The organism is Lacihabitans lacunae (assembly GCF_042649125.1).
In the GTDB taxonomy this organism is placed as follows: Bacteria; Bacteroidota; Bacteroidia; order Cytophagales; family Spirosomataceae; genus Leadbetterella; species Leadbetterella lacunae.
This window is the reverse complement of sequence record NZ_JBHRYQ010000001.1, coordinates 2,108,407-2,128,855: the sequence shown is the minus strand read 5'-3', so window position 1 is coordinate 2,128,855 and position 20,449 is coordinate 2,108,407. Positions and strand designations below refer to the sequence as shown.

17 protein-coding genes and 1 tRNA gene are annotated in these 20,449 nt (G+C 38.7%); 11 read left to right on the top strand and 7 right to left on the bottom strand.

The window, feature by feature from the left end; all coding sequences use genetic code 11:
* Nucleotides 1-170 precede the first annotated feature (170 nt).
* Genes ACFOOI_RS09270 through ACFOOI_RS09260 form a run of 3 tightly spaced genes read left to right on the top strand, consistent with a single transcriptional unit; the run spans nt 171 to nt 5,204 of the window.
* A complete protein-coding gene (locus ACFOOI_RS09270; protein ID WP_379837306.1) occupies nt 171-3,257 on the top strand; it encodes a SusC/RagA family TonB-linked outer membrane protein in 3,087 nt (1,028 codons plus the stop codon).
* A gap of 12 nt (nt 3,258-3,269) precedes the next feature.
* Nucleotides 3,270-4,691 (top strand): SusD/RagB family nutrient-binding outer membrane lipoprotein, encoded by a 1,422-nt coding sequence (locus ACFOOI_RS09265; RefSeq protein ID WP_379837304.1) that lies wholly within the window; start codon nt 3,270-3,272, stop codon nt 4,689-4,691.
* Nucleotides 4,692-4,712: 21 nt separating this feature from the next.
* Entirely contained in the window at nt 4,713-5,204 is a 492-nt protein-coding gene (locus tag ACFOOI_RS09260) for a hypothetical protein (RefSeq protein ID WP_379837303.1), read from the top strand.
* Nucleotides 5,205-5,412: 208 nt separating this feature from the next.
* Here the strand turns inward: ACFOOI_RS09260 and ACFOOI_RS09255 are convergent, their stop codons facing one another.
* From ACFOOI_RS09255 to ACFOOI_RS09245, 3 genes are all read right to left on the bottom strand, one after another.
* Entirely contained in the window at nt 5,413-6,597 is a 1,185-nt protein-coding gene (locus ACFOOI_RS09255) for an acetate/propionate family kinase (protein WP_379837301.1), read from the bottom strand.
* A gap of 9 nt (nt 6,598-6,606) precedes the next feature.
* On the bottom strand, nt 6,607-8,691 hold the full coding sequence (gene pta / locus ACFOOI_RS09250) for a phosphate acetyltransferase (protein ID WP_379837300.1): 2,085 nt from the start codon (nt 8,689-8,691) through the stop codon (nt 6,607-6,609).
* Between the two features lie 171 nt (nt 8,692-8,862).
* A complete protein-coding gene (locus ACFOOI_RS09245; protein ID WP_379837298.1) occupies nt 8,863-9,645 on the bottom strand; it encodes a transglutaminase domain-containing protein in 783 nt (260 codons plus the stop codon).
* Nucleotides 9,646-9,828: 183 nt separating this feature from the next.
* Between ACFOOI_RS09245 and ACFOOI_RS09240 the strand changes: the two genes are divergently transcribed.
* The gene (locus ACFOOI_RS09240) at nt 9,829-10,359 is read left to right on the top strand and encodes a hypothetical protein (protein ID WP_379837296.1); all 531 of its coding nucleotides are present in this window, start codon (nt 9,829-9,831) and stop codon (nt 10,357-10,359) included.
* A gap of 137 nt (nt 10,360-10,496) precedes the next feature.
* Nucleotides 10,497-11,012 carry a hypothetical protein gene (locus tag ACFOOI_RS09235; RefSeq protein ID WP_379837294.1) on the top strand — a complete coding sequence of 172 codons (516 nt, stop codon included), beginning with the start codon at nt 10,497-10,499 and terminating at the stop codon, nt 11,010-11,012.
* Between the two features lie 69 nt (nt 11,013-11,081).
* Here ACFOOI_RS09235 and ACFOOI_RS09230 read toward each other — a convergent pair whose 3' ends face one another.
* From ACFOOI_RS09230 to ACFOOI_RS09220, 3 genes are all read right to left on the bottom strand, one after another.
* Nucleotides 11,082-12,374, bottom strand: coding sequence for a serine hydrolase domain-containing protein (locus ACFOOI_RS09230; RefSeq protein WP_379837292.1), 1,293 nt, complete (start codon nt 12,372-12,374; stop codon nt 11,082-11,084).
* A 199-nt stretch (nt 12,375-12,573) separates the two neighbouring features.
* A tRNA-Arg gene (locus tag ACFOOI_RS09225) sits at nt 12,574-12,645 on the bottom strand.
* Between the two features lie 45 nt (nt 12,646-12,690).
* Nucleotides 12,691-13,206 carry an acyl-CoA thioesterase gene (locus ACFOOI_RS09220; protein ID WP_379837290.1) on the bottom strand — a complete coding sequence of 172 codons (516 nt, stop codon included), beginning with the start codon at nt 13,204-13,206 and terminating at the stop codon, nt 12,691-12,693.
* 115 nt (nt 13,207-13,321) lie between these two features.
* Between ACFOOI_RS09220 and ACFOOI_RS09215 the strand changes: the two genes are divergently transcribed.
* The 6 genes from ACFOOI_RS09215 to ACFOOI_RS09190 all read left to right on the top strand — a co-directional run bounded on the left by ACFOOI_RS09215 (nt 13,322) and on the right by ACFOOI_RS09190 (nt 19,107).
* The gene (locus tag ACFOOI_RS09215) at nt 13,322-13,972 is read left to right on the top strand and encodes a DUF1361 domain-containing protein (RefSeq protein ID WP_379837288.1); all 651 of its coding nucleotides are present in this window, start codon (nt 13,322-13,324) and stop codon (nt 13,970-13,972) included.
* Entirely contained in the window at nt 13,956-14,318 is a 363-nt protein-coding gene (locus ACFOOI_RS09210; protein WP_379837286.1) for a diacylglycerol kinase family protein, read from the top strand. The genes ACFOOI_RS09215 and ACFOOI_RS09210 overlap by 17 nt, the downstream gene beginning before the upstream one ends.
* Nucleotides 14,315-14,938, top strand: coding sequence for a hypothetical protein (locus ACFOOI_RS09205; protein ID WP_379837284.1), 624 nt, complete (start codon nt 14,315-14,317; stop codon nt 14,936-14,938). The genes ACFOOI_RS09210 and ACFOOI_RS09205 overlap by 4 nt, the downstream gene beginning before the upstream one ends.
* Entirely contained in the window at nt 14,935-15,225 is a 291-nt protein-coding gene (locus ACFOOI_RS09200; protein ID WP_379837282.1) for a winged helix-turn-helix domain-containing protein, read from the top strand. Before ACFOOI_RS09205 ends, ACFOOI_RS09200 begins: the two co-directional genes overlap by 4 nt.
* A 73-nt stretch (nt 15,226-15,298) precedes the next feature.
* Nucleotides 15,299-16,471, top strand: coding sequence for an AIR synthase-related protein (locus ACFOOI_RS09195; RefSeq protein ID WP_379837280.1), 1,173 nt, complete (start codon nt 15,299-15,301; stop codon nt 16,469-16,471).
* Nucleotides 16,472-16,608: 137 nt separating this feature from the next.
* A complete protein-coding gene (locus tag ACFOOI_RS09190) occupies nt 16,609-19,107 on the top strand; it encodes a glycosyl hydrolase (protein WP_379837278.1) in 2,499 nt (832 codons plus the stop codon).
* Between the two features lie 55 nt (nt 19,108-19,162).
* Here the strand turns inward: ACFOOI_RS09190 and ACFOOI_RS09185 are convergent, their stop codons facing one another.
* Entirely contained in the window at nt 19,163-20,326 is a 1,164-nt protein-coding gene (locus ACFOOI_RS09185; protein WP_379837276.1) for a sigma-54-dependent transcriptional regulator, read from the bottom strand.
* Nucleotides 20,327-20,449: the final 123 nt, after the last annotated feature.

The window sequence follows — 20,449 nt, the reverse complement described above, 5'->3', positions numbered from 1 at the left end:
TATTTTGAGTTTAAAATGTTTTTTAACAATTGCTTAAGGGGAATTTTAATAAACAGAATTATAAATATTATGAATAAAATGAAATTAATTATTTATTAATTTATTTTAGAAAGTCAATTTGTGCCTATATTTATCACTTAGTCAAACACTTTAAACAGATTATGTTTTTTATGAAAAAAAATCTACAAAAGGTTTTATTTTTTCCATTTATGATGCTAAGCATACTTGCTTTTGGTCAAAAAATAAATGTTAAAGGTAAAATTACTTCATCAGATGACGGACAGGCCGTGCCCGGAGTGAGTGTTTCTGTAAAAGGAACCTCCATAGGTACAACCTCAAACGCAGAAGGCTTTTATGCTATTTCTGTAGAAAACGGTGCTACACTTACTTTTAGTTTTATTGGAATGGAAAGCCAAACCATAAAACTCAATGGACAAACAATTCTAAATGTGGTAATGAATAGTGCTACATCTTCTTTAGACGAAGTGGTGGTTACTGCCTTAGGTATTACACAAGAGAAAAAAGCATTGGGATATGCGGTACAAGAACTAAAAGCCGAAAGTATTAAAAATTCGGGCGAGCCAAATGTGATTAATGCCATGCAAGGTAAAATTGCAGGTGCTATTATTACGAGCTCAGGTGGTGCTCCAGGTGGTGGTACAAACATCATTCTTAGAGGTATCACATCTTTGAGTAGTGGTTCTAGTAATCAGCCGCTTTTCGTAGTTGACGGTATCATTATCAGTAACAATACTGTGGCCGGAAATCCACTTCCAAGTGCGGGTTCTAACTCACCAGGGGCTAGCGAGCAGTTTTCTAACACCAACAGAGGTGCAGATATAAACCCCGATGATATTGAGTCGCTTTCGGTTCTTAAAGGACCAGCAGCTACCGCTCTTTATGGTCTTAGGGCTTCTAACGGAGCTATTATTATTACCACAAAAAGGGCAAAGTCAGGAAAATTGGGTGTTTCAATATCTTCAAGCATAGGTTTAGACCAATTGGGCAAATCACCGTATATTCAAGATCGTTTTATTCAAGGTAGAAACGGAGAGTTTATTGCTGAAAATGACCCTACAACACGTAGTATCTTTAGGTCGTTTGGTCCTTTAGTTGAAGGTTCAAATGACAAAGTATATGATAACTTCCGAACTTTTTATCAAAATGGTCTAAGAAACAACAATAACATTACACTTACGAAAGGAACTGACAAATACAGTGTGTATTTCTCTTTGGGAAGAAACTACCAAAAAGGTATCGTGCCTTTTTCTGATTTTTCGCGTAATTCAGCCAAGGCGGCGGTTAATTATAATGTAACCTCTAAGTTTAAAGTAGGAACAACCTTAAACTATGTTAACTCTGGCGGAAATAGACCCCCATCAGGCGACAAGTCAATCTATAGTTCACTATCGTATTGGCCAAACTCTTATGATGTAAATGACTACATCAAAGCCGATGGTTCTCAAAATAACATTACACTAGGAGTAGTGGATAATCCCAAATATTTGATGGCTAAAAGTGCGAGGGTAGATAATAACAACCGTTTTATCGGTGATATTAACCTGAGCTACGATTTAACATCTTGGTTAACTGCTAAGTATCAGGTTACCTTAGATACCTACAAAGAAACCCGCAGCCGTCAAGTAGACAGCACATTTGACGTAGGTACCCAGGTTAAAGGTTTTTTAGTAAACGAATATTTGAATTTTAGAGAAGTTAACTCTAACCTTTATTTGACCGCACAAAAAACCTTCAATGAAGATTTTAGCGGTTCGTTTATGTTTGGTAACTCTATTGTTGATAGTCAGTCTCCCGATAGCTATTTTGAGCGTGGCGAAGGTTGGAAAGCTCCTTTTGATAGAAATATAAGCAGTTATCGAAATGTCACAAACAGACCTTATTCTCCTGAGCATTACCGTATTGTGAGTGTTTTTGCTGATGCAAAACTGAACTATAAGGATATGATTTACTTAAACCTAACCGGTAGAAACGATAAAGTTTCAACACTTCCTGTTCAAAACAATTCGTTTTTCTATCCTTCAGCTAACCTTGGTTTTATTTTTACAGAGTTACTTCCAAAGACTAACTTCTTGACTTTTGGTAAAATCAGAGCTTCGTGGGCACAAGTAGGTAAAGGTACATCGCCTTACGTAACGGGGTCTTACTACAATGTGGTTGATAACTTCCCTTATGGAGGCACAGTGCCGGGATATAACCGAGTTTCTACCACGGCAGATCCCAACCTAAAGCCAGAAAGAACTACCTCGAAAGAGATTGGTACCGAACTGAGACTTTTGAAAAACAGAATATTGATAGATGCCACGTACTATACCATGGATTCGAAAGATCAAATTGTTAATGCTCCTGTGAGCAATGGTTCAGGCTATTCGAGATACTTTACTAATATTGGTCTTATTCGTAACAAAGGTGTTGAGCTATTGATTACGGGTAAAATTATTAAAAACAAGAAGTTTGGTTGGGAGGCTAGTTTAAACTGGTCAAAACAGCGTGGAACTGTTATAGAGATGCCGAAAGAGTTACAAGAGATTGTATATTATGACAACGGCGGTGTGCAACTTAGGGTGCAAGAAGGTAGCAGATTGGGAGATTTGTATGCCTACGATTACCAAAGAGCTCCTGACGGCCAAGTGCTAATTGGCTCAAACGGATTCCCGAACGTAGATTTCTCTAAAACAGTGTTGGCTGGAAATGCAATGCCAGATTGGTTGGGAGGTTTAACAAACACATTTAGCTATAAGAATATGTCGTTCTCGTTTTTATTAGAACAAAGACATGGAGGCGATGTAGCCGATAATTCTGAAAATAACTCAGTAAGAAACGGTATAACGGCTTTAACTGGTCAGCGTTATGAACGAGTGATTTTTGATGGTGTAGTTAAAGCCGCAGACGGTTCTTTCTCGCCAAACACTAACCTTGTGTTTTTAGACGATAACTTCTACAGAAGTTCGGCTCAGTTTTATAGATACAAAGGCTATACTGTGCAAGACGGCTCTTGGTTGAGACTTAGAAACGTAAACTTTAACTATTCACTTCCAAAAGAGTTGGCAGCTAAAACACCATTTAAAGGTGGTATCAGATTTAGCCTAACAGCTAATAATCTTTGGGTAAATACACCATTCCGTGGTTATGACCCTGAGTCGCTTTCGTTTGGTTCTGGTTCTAACATCATTGGCTTTGTAGGTAATACCACGCCAATGACCAAAAGCTATCAGTTTGGAGTAAATATCACACTTTAATTTAGAGATTTTATGAAATATAGATTTAAGAAAACACTAAAAACAATGCTTGGCCTAAGCTTACTGCTAGGCATGAGCAGTTGCGAAAAGTACTTGGATATCAATGTAAATCCAATACTAAAAAGCGATGTAACCATGGCCGAGATATTGCCCACGGCCCAGTTTTATACCAGTGAATTGAGCTATTCGCAGGCGTACATTACGTGTCAATATATTCAGCAAATTGGAAGTAATGTTGGTCAAAACGGCATTGACGCTCAAGCTGAGACTGACAATAGCGGCGGATGGTCAAATTTTTATTTGAACGTATTGCCAAATCTCAATACGCTAATAAAGAAAAGCGATGCACAAGCATCCCCTGCGTATGGTGGTATTGCCAAAGTACTGTTAGCGTATAATTTAGGCATAGCAACTGTAAACTGGGAAAATATTCCTTTTACTGAAGCAGATAAGTTAAACTTTGCCCCAAATTATGATTCACAAGAATCTATCTATGGCCAAATAAATACTTTGCTAGATGCGGGAATAGCTGACTTAGCAAAAAACACAGGCTCAAAACCAACTACCGATGACCTGATATATGGTGGTGATTTGACCAAATGGACCAAACTTGCCTATACGTTGAAAGCCAGATATGCCATGCATCAATCGGCTAAAAACCCTACAAAGGCAGCTACAGATGCCCTTGCGGCATTGAGCAAAGGTTTTACGAGTAATGCAGATGATTTCCAATTGATGTATAATTCTAGAAACCTAAGTCCATGGTACAGCCGTGTGGCGTTGGCAAACAATACGGGGAACCTTACAGTCACGTTTAGTAATACCTTGGTTTCTAAAATGAACGATTTAGCTGATCCACGTCTGCCAATTATGGCCACTTTACGTAAGAATCAGACGGTATATGCGGGTGTTTTGCCTGGTAGAGGCTCAGGTGCTACGGTAGACTTCACTACAGCAGGTTGGTACTCAAACGTAAACTCACCTATTCAAATGTCTACATTTGCTGAAGCAAAAGCCATAGAAGCAGAAGCTAACTTTATACTAAACGGTGGTACCAAAACTTCTGTGGGTTCTACCGCAAAAGCATACGATGCATACATAGCCATGATAGACGCTAGCATGAGCAAACTAGGGGTTTCGGCTACAGCAAAGGCGGCATTTCTTGCCAAAGAAGCCGTAGCAGTGAAAGCCGAAAAGCTGAAATTAGAAAATATCCTAAATCAAAAGTTTGTGGCGATGTTTTTAATCGGCGATATCTGGACAGACTACCGCAGATATGACTATTTTAGTTTGTCATTGCCTGAGCAGCACAATGTAGATCTTAACGGCAAATGGATTCAAAGAATGCGTTACCCATCCTCTGAAACTGCTAGGAACTCAGCAGTAGCTCAGAAAAACTTTAAGAACTTAACTGACAAAATGTGGTTGTTTTAATCTTATAAAATATTGATACAGATGAATTTAATAAAAATAAAAAAATACACCTTACACCTTGTGTTGTTAGCAGGCGTGGCTTTAAGCCAAATGTCTTGCTACACCCAAGACGAGGTAGTGCCAGGCTTGTTAACAAGTATGGGTCGCACTGCCAATATTGCCCTCATGTGGACAGGTCCAGTTCGTACCACGGCTACTTCTCAGCCTCCCACCACGGTCACGGTAAATCCGGGAGCCACGGTGGCGGTCACTATCGAGTACATCTCCGAAGAGCCTATTAAGGAGTTTAATTTGTATAGCAGACCAGGCACTACGGGTACATTTGTGCCTTTGACCAAGGTAGCAAACGAGGTAGCTAAACCTACCTACAATGCAGATTTAAGAAACATGGTCGCAGTTTTTAATGTAACTGCCCCTTCGACCGCAAAAGCTACTTTACAAATTGCAGGCGATATTACAACTTCTAACGGATTGATTTCAAATCAGAAAATAATTACTATAAGAACCAATTAAGCCTTATTTGCTTTAATTTCAAAAGGCCATTCTTTTCGAAGGATGGCCTTTTTTCGTGTTTAGCAAGTTTTTATTTGGGCGATTTTCTTTGTTTTTCTCAAAAAAAAACAAAGAAACCGGGCTTTCCGCTATATCTTTTATTTGGCCGACACACAAAGCAGCCGCACAATAAAAGGATGCCGCTCCAATCCCTATCGCAAGCAGGACTTTAGGCTTCCATGAGCTCGTAGCTTTGTATCGCTATTTCTAGTTCTTCGTTGGTTGGTATTACCAATATTTTGGTATACCCATTTTGAATTTCCCTAATTCCCTTCTCCGTGTTTTCGTTCTTATCGTTGTTTATACATATGCCTAAGAAATCTAAGTTTTCGCAGACTTTTTCACGCAATAGAGCACTGTTTTCGCCTATGCCTGCCGTAAAAACCAAAGCATCTATGCCATTCATGGCTGCCGTGTATGCCCCTATATATTTGCGTATTCGGTAGGCGGTCATTTCTAAAGCTAATATGCAGGCCGCGTCTCCATTGCTTACTCCTTTTTGAATTTCTCGCAAATCGCTATGGCCAGTTAATCCCAAAAGCCCGCTTTTTTTGTTTAGAATATGATTGACTTCTTCAGCAGAATAACCAAGTTTGTCTATCAAATACAGAACCGCTGCAGGGTCAATGTCGCCGCTTCGTGTTCCCATTATTAAGCCCGGCACTGGACCAAATCCCAACGAATGATCCACACTTTCGCCATTTACAATAGCTGTGGCACTACATCCATTTCCAAGGTGCAAAACCACCAATTTGGCCTCTGGGTTTTCTAAATATTCGATAGCTTTTTTGCTTACATATTTGTGGCTTGTACCATGAAAACCATAAACTCTGATTTGGTGCTGTTCATATAATTCATTCGGAATAGCGTATCTGAATGCATGCTCGGGTATCGTTTGGTGAAATGCCGTATCGAATACCGCAATCTGAATTGCATCTGGAAAAATTTGTTCCGAAACCTCAATTCCTGTTAAATTTGCAGGATTGTGTAAAGGAGCTAGGCTAAATAATTCTTTGATTTTTTCTTTGACCGTTTCGTTTATCAGAGTCGGTTCTTTAAAGATGCTTCCTCCGTGCACCACTCTGTGGCTTACTGTGTCAATCTGTGAAGGTGTGTCAATAACGCCATAAATGGGGTCAAGGAGTTGCTCCGCCACCAAAGCCATGGCATATTCGTGATCAGGAATTATCTCAGATTCTTCTATTTTAATATCAGTTGTCAGAAATGAATACGTAGAAGTTTCTTGACCAATTCTATCTACCAAGCCTGAGGCTAAAACCTCTCGCTCAGGCATGGCAATTAACTGAAACTTAAGCGATGAACTTCCGGCGTTTATAACGAGTATTTTTTTCATAGTCAGTTTTTATATTCCTTGTGCTTGTATGGCCGTTATGATAACCGTATTAAAAATATCATCGACCGTGCAGCCCCTGCTGAGGTCATTTACAGGTTTATTGAGTCCCTGCAGCATTGGCCCGATCGCCACAGCACCGGTTTCTCTTTGCACGGCTTTGTAGGTGTTATTTCCAGTATTTAAATCAGGAAAAATCAACACACTCGCTTGGCCTGCCACTTCCGAATTTGGCATTTTGCTTTGCCCTATTTCCATGTCCACTGCTGCGTCATATTGAATGGGTCCTTCTATTTTTAAGTCAGGTCTTTTGGCTTTTACTATTTCGGTGGCGGCTCTTACTTTTTCTACTTCTTCGCCTTTGCCTGAGCTGCCCGAAGAATACGATAACATGGCGATTTTGGGTTCAATACCAAACGCTAGGCTACTTTCAGCTGATGATATAGCTATTTCTGCCAATTCTGCTGCGGTAGGGTTGGGGTTAATGGCACAGTCGCCAAAGACCACCACTCGGTCTTCTAAACACATAAAAAATACCGACGAAACCAAGTTGATGCCCGGTTTGGTTTTGATAAACTGAAGAGCCGGTCGTATGGTATGTTGGGTAGTATGAGCCGCACCAGACACCATGCCGTCTGCATGTCCTTTGTAAATCATCATGGTGCCAAAATACGAAACATCCAACATCAAATCTCGGGCTACATCCATGTTGATGTTTTTGTGTTTTCTTAGCTCATATATAGTTTTTACGTAGTCATCAAAATGCTCAGAATCAACCGGGTTAACGATATTTATTTTATCGAAATCCAATATAATGCCCAATGAAAGAATCTTATCTTTGATTTTCTGAACATCGCCCAAAAGTGTAAGGTCTACCAAGTTAGCGGTAATAAGTCTGGCAGCTGCCAAAACTATCCGTTCGTCAGTGCCTTCAGGCAATACGATGTGCTTTCTGCTAGTTCTTGCTTTTTTGATTAAACTATACTGAAACATCCTAGGAGTTAAAATCTGATTTTCGAAATTCATCAGCTTTTCTAGCAAAGGACTAATCGGTACGTTCTCTTCAAAAACCTCAATAGAAGTTTGGATTTTTTTATGGCTATTCGCAAATATTTTAGATTTAATGGCACCCACTTCATTGGCTATCTGAAAAGTGCCTTCTTCCACCGAAATAATAGGAACAATAAGCGATAAACCTTCAATAAGCCTAATGATCGGTTCTTCGGGAATAATGCCGCCAGTTAATATTATCCCCGCTATTTGCGGATAGTTTTTTGAAATATTCGCTTGTAAAACCCCGAGGATAATGTCGGCTCTGTCTCCGGGTGTTATTACCAAATTGTCAGGTCTAACTTGTGGCAAATAGTTGCGGAGCTGCATAGCACCTACGCCCATAGAACCCACTTGGTTTTCGAGGTATTCTTCACCAAATAGCACCTTGCCGTCAAGTTCTGCTACAATCTCACGCATGGTGGGGTTAAGTAAAGTACCTATTCGCGGTATAGAATATGCTTCAATATTAGTTGGTAAAAACTCTTTCATGGCAGCTATGGCCACCTCGCGGTTCTCAGGCAGAATCTTGTTGTTTATTATCGCGATTACCTGAACATCCTTCTCGGTGTAGCTATTGTAGGCCATCTGCATGATGTCCTGAAGTTCAGTTTTGGTTTTCTCTATGCCATTTCCGATTAGAATCACCGGTAAGCCAAAGTTCTTGGCTATAAGTACATTTATATTAAGTTCGGCTAATCCACCTTCGTTTTTGAAGTCGGTGCCTTCTACCAACACAAAGTCAGATTGGTCTTCAAGTTGCTTATATTTTTCGATTAAAATATCAATGATTTCACCCGTTTTACCTTGGTTGATCATCTGAATGGCGGTAGAACGTGTAATACCCGTAGCTTGTTCGTAGGTGATTTTTAGATCAAAATTGGCGAGCATCATTTGTGTGTGAGCGTCCAATATGTCGTCTTCCACGATTGGTTTAAAAAATCCAACTTTCGGCATCTTTCCGAGCATTTTATGCATCAGTCCGAGTGATATGAGCGATTTTCCGCTGTGGTCTTCTACAGTGGCTATATATATTCCTTTGGTCATGTTCTTTGGTTTTCGGCAAATTTAGACTTCAATATACCCATTTTCGATAATAGATATCATTTAATAAAACGTCTTTGGTCATAAAAATAGAAATGACTTTGCGTTTTTCTTGTAAAATTGAAAAGAAAATCGAAAAAAGGAGTACTGTCTTTTTTGCTAAAAAAAAACGTATCACCCGGTAACTTCTACATGCATGCCCACCATCAGGGAGCTGCCGTATTGGGTGATAAATGCCACGTCGCTGGCGTCTCGTCCGTAGGCAAGTACTATTCTGCCGGGTGTGGTTTCGGCCTGAACGGCATCAAAAATGTACCAATGGTCGCCTACGTAGCATTCAAACCAAGCGTGTAAGTCAGCAAATGGTAGGTCTTTGGCAAAGCCCACCACTATTCGACTTGGGATATTTAAACTTCTACATAAGGCTATTGCCAGGTGTGCAAAGTCACGGCAAACACCAACTTTGTCTTTTAAGATGTGGTTTGAGTGTGTGGTTACCAAACTGAAACCATATTGGTAGCTGATGTTTTGGTGTACCCAGGTACGTATCGCTTCTACTTGGGCATATCCGTTTGGTAGGCCTGCTACTATTTGGCTTGCTAGGTTTCTGATTTCAAAAGTATCAGAAAAACAGTATCGGCTTGGTAGCAAATATTGGAACAGCTCTGAGGGTAAAAATTCGATGGGAATATATGCGGCCTCAAAGTTTTTCTCTATGGTGTCGTGTACTTCTACTTCGCAAGTGGAGGTGATTTCTACACGGCCCACTTCTAGTAAGAATCTATGGCATTCATTTCCGTATACGTCGAAATAAAAATCTATTTCTGTAGAGGGAGTTATATCTAAGTTTCGGGTTATTACTTGATCATTTACATCAATTCTTGGGCTCAGTAAGGCTATAATATGCGTAGGGTATATTATTTCATAAGTGAAGTAAGCTCTCGCTTTTAATAACATCTTGTCTTTGGTTCTTTCATACAAAGATACGCTAAAAAAAACGCCTTTTGGGCATTAGTTTCAAAGCTTATCACGCTAGTTTCGGTAATAATTTAGAATTCAGCTATTTGGATTTAATTTTTTTTAAAATCCCTTCGAGTCTATTTTTTTGTTTACTTGCAGTAAAATTCACTTAAATATTTTATGCAAAAGATTTTAATTTTAGCACTACTCTTAACGCTTACTTTTTCTTGTAAAAAAAGCTCTGATCCATCACCCGAAACTTCATTTAATGTAGAAGGAAACTGGTCCTTAGATTATTATTTCAGTTATAGAAAACAAGCAAATACTGATCCCTTACAAGCTACTTTAAATGCAATGCCTGGGCAAAACGTGTTAAACCTCAAAGCGGATGGAACAGCCCAAATGATAAACTTGGGTTTAGATGATAAAAGCTTTAATATTTTTACTATCCAAACCATAGACGGTACTTGGAAAACCTTGAATTCATTTTTGTTTATAACCTTTACAAAAAACGGCAAGGTCTTCAATCAAAAATACAAAATCATAAAAGCGACTAGCACTGAGTTAGAAATTTCGAAGGATTTGTCTTTGGTTAAAGAAAGCCTAGAAGACAACAAAGATGCTTTAGGACCAAATACCTACATAGGTTTAAAAAACGAGTTTGATTTATACACCAAAGTAACTTTAGAAGGATATTTCGTGAAGAAATAAGCTGTATTGCTGTTTCTTTTTAATGTAATATTTAATTGTCGATTAAAAGTGGGCATTTATCCAAAATCTGCAGTAAGTAGTTTTTATTTGACCATTTGAAGGCTAATTTTGTAAAAAATAACTAACCAAAACATTTTATGGCATCAAAATCAAGTTCTTCTCTTTCTATGCGTGTTTTACACCGCTACCTCGGTTTCTTTTTAGCTGGTATTATGACTGTTTATGCCATATCTGGTATGTTGATGGTTTTTAGAAATACCGACTTTTTGAAAGAAACTAAACATATAGAAAAAACTTTGGCTCCTAACCTAAGTGCTGAAGCTGTGGGTAAGGAAATAAGAAAGAAAAATTTGAAAGAAGATAAAATCGAGGATGGAATTATGTATTTCAAAGATGGAACCTATGTGATTGCAACAGGTTCAGTAGCTTATGAAACAAAAGAGCTTCCTTTTATATTGGGGAAAATGGAGAAAATGCACAAGGCAACTACAGACAGTCCTTTGTATTTCTTGAATTTATTTTTCGGTGCTTCGCTATTATTTTTCGTAATATCTACTTTTTGGATGTTCAGACCCAATACTAATATTTTTAAGAAAGGCCTCATATTTACACTTGTGGGTATAGTTTTGACCTTGATAATGGTGTTTATCTAAAAAACAAAAGAGGAGCAAAACGCTCCTCTTTTATTTTAATCTGTAGTCTGAAATCGAATTCGTTCTGATTTAATCATCAATAGTTTGAAACACCAACTGTCTGAATTTTTCGGTGGTGTAATCGCCAGATATTTTCTGAGTTTGTTTCATTATAATTCCAATCACTTTTTCTTTAGGGTCAGCAAAATAGTTCGTGTTGAAATATCCACCCCAATCAAAAGTTCCTTCTGAGCCTAAGCCTCCTTTTATTACGCCGTTTTTATTCAAAATAGAAAAACCTAGCCCAAAACCTTTGTCGCTATTTGGACCACCGAAAAGTGTTCCCGCTTGGTTTTGTAGCAAAAATTCAACTGTTTTTCTACTCAGCAGTCGGGTGCCGTTTAGTTCGCCTTCGTTGAGGTACATTTGCAAAAACGTAGCATAGTCAAACACCGTACTTGAAAGGCCTGCACCGCCAGAGAAAAATCTTTTGGCACCTTTAATAGGGTAATTTGGGTCATAGAAATTATCTTCAAACGGCTGCCATTTATCGTTTTTGGTTTGAATAGGCACCAGTCTGTTGGCTTTGTTGGCCGGCAAATAAAAATGCGTATCGTTCATTTTGAGAGGTGCAAATATGCGTTGACTTAGGAAAGTATCGAGCGGCTGTCCAGACCAAATCTCTATCAAATATCCCAATACATCAAGGCCTTCAGAATACACAAATGCTTCACCCGGTACATGGTGTAGGGGAAGGGTTGCCAGTTTTTTTACGCTTTCGCCAATACTTATGTTTTCTGAGGTGAATAGATCAGTAATACCTGCTTTTTTATAAATAGCCTTAAATCTTTCGTCACCGTCTATTACGCCATATCCCAAGCCAGATGTGTGTGTCATTAGCTGTCTCACGGTTATTTCTTTTCCGGCGGGTTTGGTGGTGTAGCTGCTGTCTTTCATGTAAAACCTATCTAAAAGCACCGGATTTTTAAACTCAGGAATGTACTTAGAGATCGGGTCGTCTAGGTTAAATTTTCCTTCTTCCCACAGCATCATAGCGGCTGTGGTAGTTATGGCTTTGGTTTGTGATGCTATTCTAAAAATATCATCGGTTTTAAAAGGCCTTTTGTTTTGTACGTCAGCATAGCCAAACGCTTGTTGGTACACTATTTTGCCATTTTTACATATTATAGCTACCGCACCCGGTATCACGTCGGCGTCTATGGCACCTTGTATCATTTTAGTTACGCGGCCCAATCTCTCCTCAGACAAGCCTTGTGATGTGGCGGTGGCAGGTTCTAGCGGTTTTGACTTTTTAAGCGACGGGGTTTGGGCAACTGTTATTTGCGAAATAGCCATTAAGGCCACTAGTAAGATTCTTTTCATGCTTTATGGTTGAATTAAAATATTGTTTTATCCTCAAATCACTTTAGACGTTTTAGTGTCTAATGAAAGATAAAATAAAGTTAATAAAATTAGTAAAACGAAAGTGAATTAGGTTTCGATTTGTTTCGAAAGTGAATTTATTTCAATTAAATAAAAATGAAATAGTGAAAGGATTGTAAAGTGTGTGTGAAGAAAAAAGTACCCCCGAGTGGAATCGAACCACCATCATCAGAACCGGAATCTAACATTTTATCCATTAAACTACGGAGGCATATACCGCAAAAATACGGTATTTTTTGCAGCTAGCGTATCTTATTTACAAATTAAATATCGACTTTAAAGCAGTGGCTTCTTCGGGTTTTAACCTGCCAGCCAATACCAGTCTGAGCTCGCGTCTTCGCTGTGCACTGTCGTAGAGTTCTTTTTCTTCCTCTGTTTCTATGATTGCCTCAGGTACTTCTATCGGCCTACCGGTTTGGTCTACCGCCACAAATGTCAAGAATGCCTGGTTGGTTTTGGTTTTGGTTCCAGCCGGAATGTTTTCGCTAAATACATTGACCACCACCTCCATAGAGGTTGTAAATGCCCGCGTTATTTTGCCTTCCAAAGTTACCACGTTTCCAAGTGGAATAGGATTTACAAACGATACATTATCTACCGATGCCGTCACCACTATGCGGTTGCAGTGTTTTTGTGCAGTTATGGCACCTGCTATATCCATCATTCTCATGAGGTTTCCGCCCATCAGGTTTCCAAGTGTGTTGGTGTCGTTTGGCATTACCATTTCGGTCATTATGGTAATCGATTCTTTTATTGATTTCGGTTTCGGCATCGTGTATTTTTTTTGCAAAAATACGTATACTTTTCGGTTAAGCTATAAATCAATATTTTTTTGGTTAGGAAGGGAAAAATCTTTTACTTTGTAATAAAAAGTACTTTTTATGAAAATGAGTAAGTCAACATCCGGGATTCTGATATTATGTATGTTGTGTTTGGTGCTGTTTTTATTCAGAATAAAGCTATCTGGCGGCATTTTTGGATTTTCACTTATCTGGAATTTGTTTCTAGCTTGGCTTCCTTTGGTATTTATACTTTTAGCAAAACGTGTTTTCCAAAAAAGGCTTTTTACAACTAGCAGTTTTAACAGAATCATAGTATTTGGCTTGACATTTCTTTGGTTAATATTTTTCCCAAACTCGCCTTACATCATCACTGATTTGATTCATTTGAGCCATTTACCCAAAAACTTAATCTGGTTTGACTCTATTTGCATCTTTGTGACGGCACTCACAGGCTTAGCTATGGGTTTTTATTCCTTATTGATTTTTCAAAATATCTGGAATCAAATTTTAGGAAAAGCAATAACCTGGTTGGCCCTTTTGAGTAGTTTGGTTATGAGTGGCTTTGGCTTGTATTTGGGTCGCGTAGTTAGGCTTAATAGTTGGGATATTTTCTCAAATCCAAAGGCGTTTTTGGTACATTCATGGTTTAGTCTAAGCAATCCGGCCGCTATTCAATATACTTTGATTTTCAGTATTGTATTAATCAGCTTATATTTGTCCTTTTATTATTTCCAAAAAGATGATAGATCTGCGTAAAATGTTTCGGAGTTTTAAATTTGCCTTTCAAGGGATTTATTTTCTGGTGAAAAATGAAAATAACGCTCGGGTACATTTATTAGCGAGTTTTTTGGTTGTGGCTGCTGGCTTTTATTACGGTATTTCTGCTTTCGAATGGCTCATTATACTCTTGTTTGTTTCATCGGTTTGGGCTTCTGAGGCTTTTAATTCGGCTATAGAGAAGCTTTGTGACGAAGTAGATAGAACTCAAAATAGACAAATAGGTATGGTCAAAGATATGGCCGCTGCTGGAGTTTTGTTTTTTGCATTGGGGGCTTTGGTAGCCGCCGCAATCATATTTTTACCTAAAATATTATCGATATGAATGAGCACATTGAGCATTTGAAAGAAATCAGGTCTATGATGGAGCGTTCGTCTAAGTTTTTATCGCTTAGTGGACTTTCAGGTGTTTCTGCTGGTATAGTTGCTTTGGTTTCTGCTTTTTTGGTGTACTCAAAAAAAGTAGAGATTACAGGTAATACAGACCCAAAAGGCATTTTGCAAGCTTATCCTGCAGATCAAAATTTTAAATATTATTTGCTTCAAATAGCCGTAGTTACACTTTTGGTTGCTTTGGTTTTTGGTGTATACTTCACAATCAGAAAAGCCAAAAAACAAAACGTATCGGTTTGGAATAACCTTTCAAAAAAACTCTTGCTCCATTTGGCGGTACCGTTGCTAGCTGGTGGTGTTTTTTCTGTGGGCTTGGTTTTTCATGGATATATCTGGATAGCTTTTCCGGCTACTTTGATATTTTATGGTCTCGCTCTGGTAAATGCCTCCACCTTTACAGTTAGGGATGTTTATTTTCTAGGTATTTTTGAGGTGATTTTAGGTCTTGTTTCCATGTTTTTTACGGGTTATACCCTTTTGTTTTGGGCGTTTGGATTTGGTGTTTTGCATATTTTATATGGAGCCATCATGTATTTTAAATACGAAAAATGATTTTAGAGAAATTCAATAAGGCATTTGAAAGCAAAGCACGGCTGGGAATCATGTCTGTGCTTATGGTCAATGAAACCCTAAGTTTCAGTGCCTTGAAGGAGCTATTGAATTTGACCGACGGCAATTTGGCTACCCACCTCAAAGCCCTCGACGAAGCCGGATATGTAAGTTTTGTGAAAGAATTTATCGGCAGAAAACCCAATACTAATTATGCGGTTACGCCTGAGGGTAAGGAAGCCTTCGAAAAACATTTAAACGTATTAGAAAAGCTCATAAAAGGACTTTAAAACGAAACATGTAATATTTTCATGCTTTAAAGGTCTGAATCCTTAACTTTGTACTTTCAATAAAAATAAGAATATGTCTGACCGTTATATGATGCGAGGTGTTTCTGCCTCAAAAGAGGATGTGCACAAAGCCATTGAAAAGCTAGATAAGGGCTTGTATCCAAAGGCTTTCTGTAAAATATCTCCCGATGTTTTAGGTGGCGATGAGGCCTACTGCAATATTATGCACGCTGACGGTGCAGGCACAAAAACTTCATTGGCGTATCTATATTGGAAAGAAACCGGCGACCTGTCAGTTTGGAAAGGTATTGCCCAAGATTCTATCATCATGAATACCGATGACTTACTGTGTGTAGGGGCTACGGGTCCCATTTTGATGTCGTCGTCTATCGATAGAAATAAAAACAAGATTCCGGGTGAAGTGATTGCTGAAATAATAAACGGCAGCGAAGAAGTCTTGGCTATGCTCCGTGAAAACGGTGTAGAAATATACAGCACGGGTGGCGAAACCGCCGATGTGGGAGACTTGGTAAGAACCATAACGGTAAATACTACGGTAATAGCCCGGACTAAAAGAGAAGATATAATTTCAAACGATAACATAAAGCCCGGCGATGTAATCGTAGGATTGGCTTCATATGGAAAGTCAACTTACGAAACCGAGTACAACGGCGGAATGGGTAGTAACGGTTTAACTTCAGCAAGGCACGATGTGCTCAGCAACGGTTATGCAGAGAAATACCCAGAAAGTTTTGACTCAGATATTCACAGTTCGCTGGTTTACAGTGGTAAAAAACAACTGACCGACAAAGTCGAAATAACGGATAACCTTACGGTAAATGTTGGTAGGTTGGTGCTTTCGCCTACGCGTACTTATGCTCCAGTGGTAAAAGTTTTGCTTGATAAACTAAAAGGTAAAATCAGCGGCATGGTGCATTGCTCAGGCGGAGCTCAAACCAAGGTTTTGCATTTTGTGGATAATGTTCACATAATCAAAGACAATATGCTTCCGGTGCCTCCCTTGTTTCAACTTATCCAGGAGCAAAGCGGTACTTCTTATCAGGAAATGTATAAAGTCTTTAACATGGGACACCGTTTAGAAGTTTACCTTTCAGAAAAAGACGCTCAAACTGTAATAGATGTATCGAAAAGCTTTAATATTGATGCACAAGTAATAGGAAGAGTAGAGGCATTTGAAGGTAAAAAACTAACTATCAAAAGTGAGTTTGGGGAGTTTGAATATTAAGAAAAAATATTAATAGTGATATAGAAAAGGTCAAGTCAAAAGATTTGGCCTTTTTTTGTGCAATAGCATGAGAGTAGCTGATAATTTTTAAATAGAATTTAACTACTTTGGAGTATCAACCGCTCTATTTAATATTTATGAAAAAATACGTTTTCCTTTTTTTAATTCTTTTTGTTTTTAAAGGTGCTTCTGCTCAAAATACCGCCAAGCCTTGGGCCTATTGGTGGTGGCTTGGCAGTGCAGTTAATGAAAAAGACATCCACGAAAGTTTGGTCAAATATGCCGATGCTGGTTTTGGGGGTTTGCATATCATTCCCATTTATGGCATAAAAGGGGAGGAGTCTAAATTTATAGAATACCTGAGTCCTCGTTGGCTTCAAATTTTAGATTATACAGTAAAAGACGCCAAAGCATTGGGCTTGGGGATAGACATGTCATTGGGTACGGGCTGGCCATATGGCGGGCCAAATGTAAGCCAAGAGCATGCAGCCAAGCAGTTGAAATTCGAAAAGGATTCGGATGGGAACTTGCAGCCCAAAGTGAGTTTGACCAAACAAATGGTAAAAAGAGCCGCTCCGGGCGGTGAAGGTTTGGTGGTAGATCATTTTTCAAAATCGGGAATAAGTGCATATTTCGAAAGGTTCGATAAGGTTTTTGATTTAAAAAACTACGGTGTGCGTGCTTTTTATAACGACTCATACGAAGTATATGGAGCAAACTGGACCAACGATTTTTATACAGAATTTAAAAAATACAGGGGATATGACTTTGAACCTTTAATAAATATTTTATCAAAAAAAGACAACTTTACTATTTCTGAAAGAAGAATAAAAGCCGATTACCTTGAAACATTGTCAGATTTACTTCTTAATAACTTCACAAAGCCTTATACAAGTTTTGCTCATAAATACCAAAAGCTAAATAGGAACGAATCACACGGCTCGCCTGCTAATATTTTGGACTTATACGCAGCTTCTGATATTCCAGAAAGTGAGTTTTTTGGTTCAAAACCGTATGGTATTCCGGGTTACAGACAAGATCCCGACTATGAGGAAAGTAGGTTTGGTAAACCCAATATTGCGGTTTTGAAGTTGGCATCTTCGCCGGCACATATTTTCAACAAAAAACTAGTCTCTTCAGAAACCGCTACTTGGCTTGGCAATCATTTTAAGGTTTCGTTATCCCAAATTAAGCCCATCATAGACGAATCGTTTTTGGGTGGAATTAATCACGTGTTTTTTCATGGAGTACCTTATACGCCACCTGCTGAGGCATTTCCCGGCTGGCTTTTTTATGCTAGTACCAATTTTAATTTCAATAGTCATTTTTGGGGGCAGCTTCCACTGCTAAATGCCTACATAGCCCGTGCTCAGGAGGAATTGCAAAATTCGCAGGCAGACAACGACGTCTTGCTGTATTTTCCTATTCACGATTTATGGCATATGCCTGACGCCGCCATTCACATGATTGACGTTCATAATATCGAAAAAAGCGGGGTTTTTACACCAAGTTTTAGAGGGGTAATAGATAAGCTTCAGTCCAATGGCGTTATGTATGACTTTGTTTCGGATAGGCAGTTGGAGTATATTTCTAAGGCAAATGACAAAAGATACAAAGCCTTGGTTTTGCCTCCAATGGAGTTTATGCCTTTGGCTACGCTTAGAATCATCGAGAAACTTCAGCGAAAAGGAATGAAAGTTATATTCTCAGATAAAAAGCCTGTTCTAGCAAGTGGATTTAAAGATTTTGAAAACAACCAAAAGGTTTTTGAGAAATGCCTGACTCGTTTTTCGATTTCTACTAATCTTATAAAAGACCTAGAAGCTGCCGATGTAAGAATCGAAGAGCTTAGTACGTTGGGTTTGACTTTTATACGAAAAATCAAAAATGACGAGTCTATTTATTTTATTTCAAATCTAAAAAATGAATTCAAAAAAGGAACGGTAAGTCTAAAAGGAACGGCAAAATCGGTGGAGGTGTTTGACGCATTAGCCAATACCAGAAAATACGTTTCGTTCACTCAAAGTGCAGGTAAAGTTAGCTTTGACTTAGATTTGGCTCCAGGTAAAAGTACTTTTGTGATTTTAGGAAATAAAGAACTTATTCAACCCGCCAAAGTTGAGAGTCAAGAGCTGCAACAAACTGTTTTACTCTCAAATAACTGGAACTTGGAGTTTGTGTCTGGTGCTCCTTTTATGCCAACTGAGAAGAAAAACATTAGTCTAGGCTCATGGACAGAACTGCCGGATTCTACAGTTCAGTATTTTTCGGGTGTGGGCAAATATTCGTCTACTTTTGAAGTTCCGACTGATGCTCAAAATAAACATGTAAAACTACTACTGGGCGATGTGCGAGAATCTGCCAAAGTTGTCATCAATGGCGTCGAGTTAGGGACCGCCTGGTCATTGCCTTTTGAGTTGGATATTCCTCAGGGGATTTTGAAACAACAAAACAAGATAGAAATATACGTTCAAAACCTGTCGATTAATAGAGTGCGGTATTTGGACAAAAATAAAGTGAACTGGCAGAAGTTTTATGACATTAACATGGTGGATATTAATTACAAACCATTTGATTCTTCTGCTTGGGAACCTGTGCTTTCGGGGCTTTTGGGCCCTGTGAGCCTACAATATTGACAAAAAAAAGAGACGATTCGGTGGAATCGTCTCAATACATATATTTTAGAAATTATTACAAGCCCAGGCCAGCATATAATTTCACCTCGTCTACGCTTATTACTTGGTCACACATGATCACCAAACGCTCAACTACGTTTCTAAGCTCTCTTACGTTTCCGGTCCAAGGTAAATTTACCATATAGTCCATCGCCTCATTTGAGAATGATTTTACTTGATCGCCGTAGTCGTCAGCTATATCACTCAAAAACTTTTCAGCCAATAACGGAATATCCTCTTTTCTGTCGGCCAAAGCAGGTACATAAATCGGAATAACGTTTAGTCTGTGGTAAAGATCCTCTCTGAAGTTTCCTTCGGCTATTTCTTTCTTAAGGTCTTTGTTTGTTGCCGCGATAATCCTGACGTTAATCTTTATTTCTTTTTCGCCGCCTACACGTGTAATCTTGTTTTCTTGAAGAGCTCTCAACACTTTCGCTTGAGCTGAAAGGCTCATGTCGCCTATTTCATCCAAAAACAAAGTTCCGTTGTCTGCTTGTTCAAATTTGCCAATACGTTGCTTTATCGCAGATGTAAAAGCCCCTTTTTCGTGACCAAAAAGTTCACTTTCTATTAGCTCTGAAGGAATAGCCGCACAGTTTACTTCCACCAAAGGTTTTTTCAAACGATTTGACTTCTCGTGAATTTGCTTCGCTACCATTTCTTTACCCGAACCATTTGGCCCAGTAACTAATATTCTAGCTTCGGTAGGAGCTACCTTGTCTATCGTCTCTTTGATTTTTGTGATAATCTGAGAATCGCCAACTATTTCGTTGAGCTTGTAAACCCTCTTTTTCAGAGTTTTTATAACTTCCACGTCATTGCTCTTCTCAATGGCGTTTCTTACCGTTACCAATAGTCTATTAAGATCAGGTGGCTTCGTAATAAAATCAAAGGCACCACGTTTAGTAGCCTCCACGGCGTTCTCTACATTTCCAAAAGCAGACACCATCACAAACTGAGTGATTACGCCTTCTTCTTTTGCTTTTAATAAAACGTCAAGACCGTCCATCTTTGGCATTTTGATATCACAAAGAGCAACATCATAAAGACTTGCCAAAACCATGTCTAGACCCTCCTGACCATCTTTGGCTTCATCTACTTCGTAGCCTTCGTATTCAAGGATATCTCTTAGAGCATCCCGGATTGTTTTTTCATCATCTATAACTAGAATTTTTGCCATCGGTGCAGAGTAGTTTTTGCTGTTTTAGGTTTATTAATACAAAATGCAATTTACCCAAAAACTTTCATAATTGTGGTTTAAAAGCAAAAAATATCTATTTCTAGCCCGATTTTGAATATTTTT